The sequence below is a fragment of the uncultured Campylobacter sp. genome (assembly GCF_938030685.1).
Lineage (GTDB): Bacteria > Campylobacterota > Campylobacteria > Campylobacterales > Campylobacteraceae > Campylobacter_B.
Map to the genome: position 1 here is coordinate 1 of NZ_CALHHX010000101.1, position 11391 is coordinate 11391.

9 protein-coding genes are annotated in these 11391 nt (G+C 38.7%); all 9 read right to left on the reverse strand.

What is annotated here, in order from left to right:
* Positions 1-438: 438 nt before the first annotated feature.
* On the reverse strand, positions 439-1368 hold the full coding sequence (locus Q0369_RS04695) for a Wzz/FepE/Etk N-terminal domain-containing protein (protein ID WP_298096664.1): 930 nt from the start codon (positions 1366-1368) through the stop codon (positions 439-441).
* A gap of 22 nt (positions 1369-1390) precedes the next feature.
* The gene (locus Q0369_RS04700) at positions 1391-2701 is read right to left on the reverse strand and encodes a sugar transferase (RefSeq protein WP_298096667.1); all 1311 of its coding nucleotides are present in this window, start codon (positions 2699-2701) and stop codon (positions 1391-1393) included.
* A 1-nt stretch (position 2702) separates the two neighbouring features.
* On the reverse strand, positions 2703-4067 hold the full coding sequence (locus Q0369_RS04705) for a mannose-1-phosphate guanylyltransferase/mannose-6-phosphate isomerase (RefSeq protein WP_298096670.1): 1365 nt from the start codon (positions 4065-4067) through the stop codon (positions 2703-2705).
* Positions 4060-5184 carry a glycosyltransferase family 4 protein gene (locus Q0369_RS04710; RefSeq protein WP_298096673.1) on the reverse strand — a complete coding sequence of 375 codons (1125 nt, stop codon included), beginning with the start codon at positions 5182-5184 and terminating at the stop codon, positions 4060-4062. The genes Q0369_RS04705 and Q0369_RS04710 overlap by 8 nt, the downstream gene beginning before the upstream one ends.
* Positions 5181-6263 carry a glycosyltransferase family 1 protein gene (locus Q0369_RS04715; RefSeq protein ID WP_298096677.1) on the reverse strand — a complete coding sequence of 361 codons (1083 nt, stop codon included), beginning with the start codon at positions 6261-6263 and terminating at the stop codon, positions 5181-5183. The genes Q0369_RS04710 and Q0369_RS04715 overlap by 4 nt, the downstream gene beginning before the upstream one ends.
* Positions 6247-7557, reverse strand: a complete 1311-nt coding sequence (locus Q0369_RS04720; RefSeq protein ID WP_298096682.1) for a hypothetical protein — start codon at positions 7555-7557, stop codon at positions 6247-6249. The genes Q0369_RS04715 and Q0369_RS04720 overlap by 17 nt, the downstream gene beginning before the upstream one ends.
* Complete coding sequence (locus Q0369_RS04725; RefSeq protein WP_298096685.1) at positions 7554-8675, reverse strand: glycosyltransferase; 1122 nt, start codon at positions 8673-8675, stop codon at positions 7554-7556. The genes Q0369_RS04720 and Q0369_RS04725 overlap by 4 nt, the downstream gene beginning before the upstream one ends.
* Positions 8668-9702, reverse strand: coding sequence for an acyltransferase (locus Q0369_RS04730; protein WP_298096688.1), 1035 nt, complete (start codon positions 9700-9702; stop codon positions 8668-8670). The genes Q0369_RS04725 and Q0369_RS04730 overlap by 8 nt, the downstream gene beginning before the upstream one ends.
* Positions 9695-11391: heparinase II/III family protein (locus Q0369_RS04735; RefSeq protein ID WP_298096691.1), on the reverse strand; the 1697-nt coding region annotated here is incomplete at its 5' end. The genes Q0369_RS04735 and Q0369_RS04730, both read right to left, overlap by 8 nt.

Genomic DNA, 11391 nt, shown 5'->3' on the forward strand with positions numbered 1-11391 from the left:
GAGCATCTGACTCTTAATCAGGCGGCCGTAGGTTCGAATCCTACACGGGACACCAATACTTTTTTACATACAATTATAGAATTTTAATCGGCGATTTTTAATTAATACACCCAAATTTATAATCACGATGCTTTTGTAAATGCAAATTGGGGCTACTCGATAGTAATAAATGACTTTTTCGGTAATGTATCCAAGCGATAGAATTCGATGTATGGATAAAATTCAATAGTCATATCCAAAAAGCAACTTCTAGCTTTGATGCCACAATAGCTAAATTGTCATCCTTACTCTTTAGTAAAATCGCATTGCTGATTTAGCGCAATGCTAAAGGTTAGCGCAATATGATCTTTAATATAAAGCGCCGCAGTAGGGAGTTTTATCAAAGCAGCCTTTACATTCAACCGTAACACCCCAATATAGAAATAAATTATTTAAAATTTATCTATTTTCGGAATTGCAGATTTTAAATTTATCATAAACCAATACTACAAAGGTAGAAAGCATAAGTCCTATTATTGCAGATATTGCTAAAATGATTAGTTTTTTAGGCTTTGCTGGGCGATCAGATAAAACTATATTAGAAATTATATGAGAAGTTTTAAAATTAAAATCAGAAAGCCTACTTTCTATAATGCTCTTTTTCTTCATTAAATCAGGAATTTGTACTAGAGTTATAGCACTAATTTCGTCACTTATTTTAGGTATATTGTCGTTTAAAATTTTATCTTTTATATTCATTAACTCCATCAGTTTTAATTCGCCAGCATCGCTAAGCTTTTCTCTCTTGTTCAGCATATCTATTTGATCGTCTATTTTGGCTATCTGAACACCTTTTAAATATTCTATGCGTTCTTTTAAATTACGAATTTTATCATTTTTTAAATAACTTATCTGCGAATCAATACTTACCGATTGTTCGCGTACAGCCTTTTTATATTCATCTAAAACTATAGCATCTTCTTTGCTTAAATCTGCCACCATCTCATCTATCTGTTTTTTTAGTAATTCGTTTGATTTGGCAAACACCGTTATAATAAATATATTGGCGCTATCTTTATCAGCGACGATACTATCAACCGTTACGTTCTTGTCCTTAATATCCTTTAGTCCATCAATATATTTTACTCTAAGCTCATGCATCCGAACGGATCTTTCGGTTATATACTGTGGCATACCAGTTTCATTATTATAATAGGCGGTTTCTACCATCGCCGTTGCTTTATACCATGGAGTAGCAAATAGAATATACAAAAACCCAATCGCAATAAATCCGCAAGTTACTATACAAATTTGCTTTTTATATTTCCATATCTTTTTTGCCAAATCTAGCAAATCAATCTCATCATCTTCACAATAATTCTGTTGCATATTTCTTCTCCAAATTTAAAATTTAAATTGCACCCTCGCGAACAAGGACCACCTTAAAGGTTTTTATGATTATCACGATATCGTTCCAGATCGACCAGTTTTTCATATACCACGTATCCATACCGGCCCTGGTCGCAAAATCCACGTCGCTACGCCCGCTCACCTGCCAAAGCCCAGTAATACCGGGCTTGACGGCCAGAATTAGATCTGCATATTCACCCATATCCTTGCGCTCGTATTGCGCGCACGGGCGAGGGCCTACGATGCTCATTTCGCCCTTTAGGACGTTGATCAGCTGCGGAAGCTCATCGAGCGAGCTTTTGCGCAAAAAATCGCCCAGCTTCGTGATGCGCGGATCGTGCTCGTATTTATGATATTTTTCAAAATACTCCACCTCTTGCGGATTTTGCTTTAGATACTGAGCTAAGATTTCATCACCGTTTTCTTTCATCGAGCGAAATTTCAGGCAACCAAACGGCTTACCGCCAAATCCCATCCTTTGATGCGAAAAAAATATGCGCCCCGTGGGCTCTTTTAGCTTCATCATCAGCGCAATTACGCCAAAAATCGGCACCAGCAAAGGAAGCGCTAAGAAAATTAGCGCCAAATCAAGCCCGCGTTTAAGAGCTAAATTTAAAGGGCTTTTCAGAGAATTTCGTATCGCAAAGAGGCTGGTGCGCGAAGAAAAAACGCTGTAAATATCTGCCTGCGTAAAATCGTATGAGCGCAGCACGGGGGTGAATAAAATTTCTTTGTTTTTTCTGATATTATGCTCGATAAGCTCGTTCAAGGCTTTCGCCCCAAGCCTGCTTCCGCCGATAAATAACACGTCGTAATCGCTGCCAAGAGCTCTAACATATCCTAAATACGCGCTTTCTAAGACGGCGCTTTCAAACTCCTCGCCCTCGCCTAAAATTTTCGCCCTCTTTCGCCATAATCCAAATTTAAAAAGCTCCCTTTTCGTTATGAGCTTAAAAAGCGGCAAAACCACCGCCATAAAGGCAAAGCTCAAAATAAAGCTGGCGCGCGAAAATTCGTAATTGACTTTGATTAAAGCAAGCAACGCAAGACTGAGTAAAAGCCCAAAAAAGCAGCTTCTCACTAAAATTCTACTCTCATGCCAAAAATCATATCGCCTCGAATAGATTCCCTGATAGAAAAACAAAAATATCATTATGACGTAGGATGGCGCGAAACCCTGATACCTGCCGATATCCAGCAGCACGCTATCGCCGTAGAGCAGATTTTTAAGCACCACGGCAAGTCCGAAGCAAAGCCAGATGCCGAAAATATCGACCGCCAAGATTATCAAAACGCAGAGTTGCTTTTTCATCCTAGCTCCTATTAAAATCATCTTGCAGGCGCACGATATCATCCTCGCCGGTGTAGCTGCCGACTTGAGCCTCGATTAGCACGACGGGGATTTTGCCCTCGTTTGCGAGGCGGTGAACCTCGCCCATTCTAATGAACGTCGATTCGTTCTCGCGCAGCAAGAAATTTCGCTCGCCCACAGTCACGGTCGCAGTGCCGCTAACGACAATCCAATGCTCGTTGCGATGGTAGTGCTTCTGCAGCGATAGCCGCTTGCCGGGCTTAACGACGATACGCTTGATCTTGTAGCCGCGCTCATCTTCGAGCACCGTGTAGCTGCCCCACGGGCGATGCGTCGTTACGTGCACGTGCGCTAGATCGCTACCGCCTAGCCGCTCCACCACCTGCTTTACCTTTTGGGTAGAGCCTTTTTTACATACGAGCAGGGCGTCTTTGGTATCGACGATAACGAGATCCTCGATATCTATAGCGGCTATCGTGCGGCCCGAGCCGATGATGAGATTGTTTTTAGAATTTAGAGCGATATTTTGCTCGCTTGCGGTGTTGCCGTTCGCGTCTTTGGGCAGCTCGGCGTCTAAACTATCGAAGCTTCCCAGATCGCTCCAACCGATGTCTGCCGGCACGACCTTAGCAAGGCTCGTGCGCTCCATAACTGCGTAATCGATACTATCTGCGGGGATTTCTTGCATATCGCCTAGTTTAATTCTAATCGGATTTTCCGCATTAGAATTTTCGTACGCACGAACGCAGGCTTCGTAAATTTCAGGACTTTGCGATTTTAGTTCGCTCAAAAATACGCCGGCTTTAAACATAAACATGCCGCTGTTCCAGTAAAAATTCCCCGCCGCTATGTAGCTTTGCGCCGCCGCAAGCTCAGGCTTTTCGTGAAATTTTAACACATCCTCGCCGCTTGCTTCGATATAGCCGTAGCCCGTATTTGCATCCGCGGGCTTTATACCAAACGTTACCAAAAACCCCTGTTTTGCAAGCTCGCGTGCGCGCAAGACGCTGTTTTTATACGCTGCCTCATTTCTAATTAGATGATCGCTCGGCGTTACGAAAACGATCTCCTCGGCCTTTAAGCTCAAACACGCAAGCGCGATCGCAGGAGCCGTATTTCTGCCGACGGGCTCGAGTAGAAATTTTACGCCACGCGCGCCTAGGTCCTCAAGCTGATCGAGCGCCAAAAAATACTGCTGCTCGTTCGAGACGACGAGCGTGCGCTCGCATAGCTGGGAGTTTCGCTCATAGCTCATCATAAAAAGCGAGCGATCGTCAAAGAGGCGCACGAACTGCTTCGGCATAAGCGTGCGGCTGATGGGCCACAGCCTCGTGCCGCTGCCGCCACTTAGGATTATATTAGTCATTTAGGCCATCCTTAAATTCCTCATATTTTTTCTCGACGTAGCTTTTGATCTCGGCCTCAAAGCGTGCGCGCGAAAATTTTAAAGAATTTTCTCTGATTTTTACAGGCTCAAATTTATCATAATTTTGCTCAAATTTAGCTACGGCGGCGAGCAGCTCCTTTGCGTTTTGCTCCATAAAATACAGTCCGCTCTCGCCGTCAAGCACCGTCTCGCGAGCGCCGCCGCGCCCAAAGCAGATCACCGGCGTGCCGCATGCTTGCGCTTCTACCGGCGTAATGCCGAAGTCCTCCTCGGCGGCAAAAACGAACGCCTTTGCCCGCCCCATGAGATCCGCCATCGTTTCATCGCTCGCAAAGCCCAAAAGCTCGACATTTTTGCCCGCCTTTGACTTGATTTTTGCCATATCGGGGCCGTCGCCAATGACGAGCAGCTTCTTATCCGTCTGCGAAAATGCCTCTACGATGAGATCAATCTTTTTATACGGCACCATGCGCGAGGCGGCGAGGTAGAACTCCTCTTTGGCTTCGCGCAGAGTAAATTTATCCACGTCCACGGGCGGATAGATGACGTCGCTGGGCTTGCCGTATGTTTTTTTGATACGGCGCGCGATGTAGTGGCTGTTTGCGACGTAGTGATCCACGCGGTTTGCGGTGCTCGCGTCCCAAAGTCGAATTTTATGTAAAAAATACTTCGCCAGCATGCCTTTTAGACCGCGATCTAGCCCGCTTTCGCGCAAGTACTGATGATACAGATCCCACGCGTAGCGGATCGGCGTGTGTACATAGGCGATATGAAGTTGATTTGAGTGCGTCAGCACACCCTTCGCGACGGCGTGCGAGCTGGATAGCACGACGTCATATCCACTTAGATCAAACTGCTCGATTGCAAGCGGAAATAGCGGCAGGTAGTTGCGGTATTTGTCCTTTGCAAAGGGCAGCTTCTGGATAAAGCTCGTGTGAGCGTGCTTGCCTTTTAAAATTTTATCTCGGTCGGTGTCACTTAAAAAGTCGATGAGGCTATAAATTTCAAAATCATCCCAAATATTGGTAAAACTCTCGACGCATTTCTCCGCACCCGCATAGGTGCTAAACCAGTCGTGAATAAGGGCTTTTTTCATTGCAAATTCTCCATTATTTCGATAATCTGCTTAGCCGAGCGCTCCCAGCTAAATCTTTTTACATTTTCAAAACCTTTAGCGCGAAGCTCGTTTTGTAAATTTTCGTCATTCAAAACCATTTGAATTTTATCCCTCATATCTTCCACGCTGTATGGATCAAAATACACGACGCTGTCTCCGAAAGCTTCAGGTAGGCTTGCCGCATCTGAGCAAACGACCGGACAACCGCACGCTTGCGCCTCAAGCGGCGGAATACCAAACCCCTCGTATAACGACGGAAACACAAATAATTTCGCCAAATTATAGATAGCAGCGATATCTGCGTCTTTAACATAGCCCGTAAAAAATATACGATTACTTAGATTTTTTCTCCGAATAATCTCAGAAATAATGCTATCGCCCGTTATAAAGCCATCCTTTTTCCCTACTATGACTAAATTTAAATCCATCTTTTCTAATGCAAATAATAAATTCTTTAAATTCTTATGCGGTTTGACATTTCCTACAAACAAAATGAAATCCTCAGGAAGACCATAGTCCTTTGCCACCGCTTCTAAGGCATTTGAATCGCAATGATGATTAAAGCGCCCCTCATCTATCGCGTTTGGCGCAACAAAAATATTTTTATCGGTTTTAGCGTATTTCAATATCTCACTCCGTGAAAAATCTGAAACGCTAAGAACTATATCGCTTCTACTTAGTGCTTGATTAAAAATCGTTTTTGCATATATTTTCTGCATAAAATTTAGCGTATCATAGAAAGCCAAATGAAATGCATCATGGATAGTAACTACTCTAAATTTAGCCATTATTGGTAGAATTGGAATATTGTAATGCGGAGACCAAAAGATATCGCATTTAGGAATTTTTAAAGGCAGCTCAAGCTGCTCTTTTATAGAATAAATTTTGGATTTACATTCTAAAATTTTAACGCCTTTGCTCCACGCATAATCCTGTATCTCAGCTCTACTACCAAGCAGAATAACCTCAAATTTTTCCACTAAAAAAGGTAGTATTGATTTAATATATGTACCTATACCAGATGCCTTATGCATACGAAAATCAATTACTAATAACAATTTTGGCCTTTAACAAAAAATTTATTAAAAAGAAGAAGAAATAAAAAATAATAAATAAAATAAAATTATTAATAGAAAAAAGCTGATAGTACCCACCCATATTCCATATGCTATTTAAAAAAGCTATCAATAACAGACCCGGCCCAAGATAGCCAATGTTTCCACTATTGATAAATTTTTTAAACAGAAAATTTATCAGACATATATATATAGCAATCAATATAAGTATAAATAATATTCCGATTATACCTAAAGTAAAAACAGCTTCCCCCAAAGTGGTCGTAACCAAATTCCAACTATTAGCAAACCAGTCACTAGTATAATATAATGTCACTTCATACTCAAATTTCTTATAATATATGTATTCTCCAAATAAATCTTGTAAAAAACTAGAGTAAAAAGCTTGATTTAAAAAAGATAAATTATAGATATATGGTAATTTATCGTTTATAAAATCTGTCCAAATTAAGTAAAAATTAGATCCTTGACCCACAAACAGCCTAAATATAAATTTCAAAACAATATCGTACAATCCAAATTTTTCTGAAAAGTGAAAAAACATCAATACAAGAAAAAATAATAAAATAAGCAATGCGAGGACTAACAGGACAAGTTTAGTTTTATTATATCCATAGTATAAAACAATCATAGTTATAGTATAAAATAAAACCACAATCATAGCAGATTTATGTGCCATAAGTATCGGATATATAATCAGCATAATAAAAACGAGGCCCACATAACAAAACTTCTTATTTATTAAGGCAAACAAAATTAATATTGAAGCTAATATGGGGAAAAATATAGTCATCATTACATGAAAAAGATTACCAAATCCATCGCCTTTCACTCTAGCCGCATCCGTTGCCCCATTAAGCAATGGAATATTACCGTATGTATATATATATAAGTAAGCAACCACCATTGGTATAAGAAATAAAAATATATAAACAAGGGTAAAATTGATATTAGGTACACATAACTTTTTAACTAGATGCTCACATTTATATAGTGGAGTTTTGAAATTATTTATTGTTGTTAAAAATACCAAATTGATCAAGATAGCAAAAAGCAGATATACTACGCTAGCTCCGTTTAAAAATTCATACTCATAGATATTTTTAAGATTCTCTATCTCGATGATCCCCCAAAATTCAGCTAATATAATTCCTACAATATGAGTAAAAAATATAAAATTAAAGTAAATATAGACAAAAAAATACTTATTTTTATAAGACAAATAAAGAAATATGAAAAATAAACAACAGACAAAAATTGAATAACAAAAGCTCATAATATATCCCCAATCTTTTTACTCCAGTCATTGTTTTTTGCAAACTCGATGAATTCATATGGCTTATGATATTTCTCTAAAGTACATAATAAATATTTTTTAAAATTGAGATAATTCGATGCTAAAAAAGCCGGACTATTTATCGACTCTAGCTCGGTCCATTTTGTAGAAACAACGGGTAACCCGCAAGCCATATATTCATATAGTTTTAGTGGACTTATAGAATGAACTAAATCCATATCTAACCTAAACGGGATTATACCGACGTCTGAAAATTGCAAAAAAGAGGCAATCAAATCATTATTGACCTTGCCGTAAAACGTAATATTTTCTCTAGATTGTATTTGATCAAAATTGTCGGGTTTAAATTTTACAGCTCCAATTATTAAAAAATGCACATCTTTTAGCTCGTCGGCGACATAATCTAGTAGGTCGAAGTCAAACCAGCTTTCTATAGCGCCTACATAAACGGCAACTGGTTTTGCAATCGTGCAAAAAAAATCCGGCTTATCGTATTTTTTTTGAAATTTATTAAAATCAACTCCATTTGGTACATAGAAGCAATTTTTATTAAATTTTTCTATATAATTTTTAAGATTCGATGATGTATATATCACTTTATCTGCTTTTTTTATTAGATACTCCTCTGCCTTGATAGCTGCTGCCCCTACGCCAAAACCTTCAAGCCTATCGGTAACCCTAACAATCAACTTCTTATATTTTATAATGTTTATTAAAGGTAGAAATACGAAATTATCTATCACCAAAATATCTACGTTTAAGAAATTATAATTTTTAAGCATATTTTTAAAATTTGGCAAGGTAAAAATATACCATATTTTTATAATCCAATAAAATTGGGACGGCAGCTTTTTAAATGGCGGAATAAGCGCAAATGGGGTATATATAAAATAGTTTTCAAAAATTTCATGCAAGCCTTTCTTTGCCTGAGCCAGCCTGGTGGCTTCGTTGATCTTATTATGAAAGGGGGAAACAGGCGGCGCGATAAATAAAACTTTGTTTCCCCCCTTAGCCAGTAATTCACTATAATAATTACAGCCGACTTTAAATGGAGATCCATAATAAGAATTTCCACACCATAGTATTTTTTTAGGCATTTTTCATCCTGCTGCGATATAAGCTTTTACTTTTTAAGTTTAAACACGGTTTCTCTACAAAAAACCAACTGATTATAGCGCAGCACATAGATAAAATAGCGACATATACTACATAAATGCTGCCCCCCACACCTATTTGGACAAAAATATTTACAAAAAACATATGGTATATATAAATACCGTAAGTGAAATCATTGCCTCTTAAAAAATTATCAAGACCTTTGAAGCTAAAAGCAAAAGAAAAAACTAAAAATGAAAATATAAAATAATTTACTAATATATCTAAAAAGATATTATTAAAATAATAGTAGCAAATTCTACCTATAATATAAGTAGCAAAATATATAAAGAATTTGTCCTTTAAATACTTATGGAAAAAATCAAAATAACTATAGAAATAAAAGCCGATTAAAAATACAAATAGGTATGGCACCAGAGATACATTAATAAGTTTATTAATAAACAAATTTCTATCACTACTAGAATTATATATAAAAAATATTATTGAGATTAGGAAAATGCAAGGCAATATTCTCTTGATCTTTTTATCTATAAGAAAAATGATAGGCAAGACAGCATAAAATACTAGCTCAATCGAGATCGTCCAAAGCGGCGCATTTATCTCGCCAGTACCAAAAGCCCTGCTAGCTTCAAGATTGTAAAACTGCAAAAAGCTAATTTGAGTAAGAAGCCATTTAAAAAAATTAAAGTCAAAATTTAAGTCTACAAAAACATATAAAATTACTATACCTATAAAAATATTAACATAAAGCCCTGGGTAAATTCTTAAAATTCTATTTTTAATATAAGTTTTTAAATTTTGATTTTTTGCATAAGACATACTTATTAAAAAACCGCTAATCAGAAAAAATACAGTTACACCACTAAAATTTAATATTTTAGTTACATACCAGGATAAATCGCTTTTATTTACCAAATAATCATTTGCATGAACAAACATAACCTGAAATGCAGCTATCAACCTTAATAAATTAAAATTATTATTCACTATAATATTATTATTCATTGAATGCACCAATTCTCGATAACTTTCCATATCCATTCGAATATAACTCAAATTTACTATAATAAAATTCCCTATTTGCCATATCGATAATCTCCAGCCCGCCCTCTTTTATCTCAAATTTTCTAATAATTTTTACGTCTTTGTATTCTGCGGCTAGGTTTATAAAATTTTCTCCAAAATCCGCCACTTCACATCTGCATTCCAAAAACATCCCAAATAGTCCTAACGCCCCCTCACCCCAACTATTTTGTTCCAAATCGCCTATAATCGGCACGTTGTGTGCCTTGACACTTCTAAATTCATTTCTTATGTCAGGGATTGGAGTATAAAGATAGGTGCCAGGATCTCTCGCTATATCCAGCCCATCTATCCACAGCTCGTAGCCCAACTTATCATTGTGCGTGTGTCCGCCGTGACCCTTTTGCCCAAGCGGCGTAGCGCAGATAGCGAGGTAAAATTTGCTAGATTTAAAGATAAAAATTCCGCTGTCCGGATAAAATATATTTTTGATCTCTTGCGAATTTGGAATTTTAAATTCCATGCTTTTTCGGTGCGGCAGTTCGCTGAATTTCGCACCCGAGACGCTCGGACTTTTATATGTTTTATTTCCTGCTTGTAGCGTATGCCCTGCGAGCGAGCGAACAAAACTCTTCTCAAAGCGCATATCGTTTTTAAATATCTCATCGTCAAAAATCCCGCCCATGCAGCTAATTAGCGTGGAGTGGTTTAAGATATTCTCATCCCAAAACGGCTCGTCGCCGCCCTCAAAGCTGCTTAAATTTAGATATTTTCGCGCGGCTTGTTCGTTGCTCAAGAACTCGCCGTTTGGGCTAAATTTAAAAAACCTGCCGCTGTCGTTATCGCCGAATTGCGGCACTTTGCCGTTTGTTTTTGTAATATCCACGGTAAACCTGCCGATTTTATACAACCTGTCTGCGAACCACTGCGGCAGCGCTATTTGTCCGTTTAAAATTTTAAATTCCTGCTCCTTAGGCGGCAAGAGTTTCGGCTTTTTGCGCCAAAGTTTTGCATCGTAATTTTTTAGCGATGAAATTTTCTCGCTTTTTAAACCCAATATCAGAGCCGCGGCATACGCCATCAGCTCGCCGCTTAAGCGGTGATAGCTCGTAGAACTCTCAAAATTTCCGCCGTCTTCGTAAAATTCCTTTTTCATTTCGCTGATTATCTCTTGCACGGCAAACGCTAGCCACGCGTCTATCTCGCCGCCGCCGTCCAAATACGCGCAAGCTTGCAGCAAGCCCGCGATGTCGCTTAGATAATGATTTGACGTTAGTTGCGGGGAATATTCTAGATTATTTACGATATGAAGCGCATGCTCGTAAGCGCTATTTGAAAAGGTCTGCTTGAAATTTTGATCTAAAATTCCACCCTCATCCATCTGGCAAAACATATCGTAAGCCGCCAGCATGTTGGCGACCCTGATGCCCACGTCCATCGTGCAGGTCCAATTTACGCCCATTCTAGGCGGATTATTGCTGATAAAATCTAAAATTTGGTTTTTAAATTCTTTTAAATTTTGCTCTTTTAGGCTTGGATCCGCCATCGCAAAAATAGCAAGCTGCGGCAAGTGCTGAAGCCTCGCAAGCTCCCACGGCACCTTTATATCGCTGCCGGGCTTATGGGCTATGCGCTGATCTTTGTACCATTTTTTTTCGCTCCACCGAAAGC

Excerpts from the sequence above, each read along its gene's own strand:
- Q0369_RS04695 (WP_298096664.1), bottom strand. The coding sequence starts at position 1,368 with ATGCAACAGAATTATTGTGAAGATGATGAGATTGATTTGCTAGATTTG.
- Q0369_RS04725 (WP_298096685.1), bottom strand. The coding sequence starts at position 8,675 with ATGCCTAAAAAAATACTATGGTGTGGAAATTCTTATTATGGATCTCCA.
- Q0369_RS04700 (WP_298096667.1), bottom strand. The coding sequence starts at position 2,701 with ATGAAAAAGCAACTCTGCGTTTTGATAATCTTGGCGGTCGATATTTTC.
- Q0369_RS04730 (WP_298096688.1), bottom strand. The coding sequence starts at position 9,702 with ATGAATAATAATATTATAGTGAATAATAATTTTAATTTATTAAGGTTG.
- Q0369_RS04705 (WP_298096670.1), bottom strand. The coding sequence starts at position 4,067 with ATGACTAATATAATCCTAAGTGGCGGCAGCGGCACGAGGCTGTGGCCC.
- Q0369_RS04720 (WP_298096682.1), bottom strand. The coding sequence starts at position 7,557 with ATGAGCTTTTGTTATTCAATTTTTGTCTGTTGTTTATTTTTCATATTT.
- Q0369_RS04710 (WP_298096673.1), bottom strand. The coding sequence starts at position 5,184 with ATGAAAAAAGCCCTTATTCACGACTGGTTTAGCACCTATGCGGGTGCG.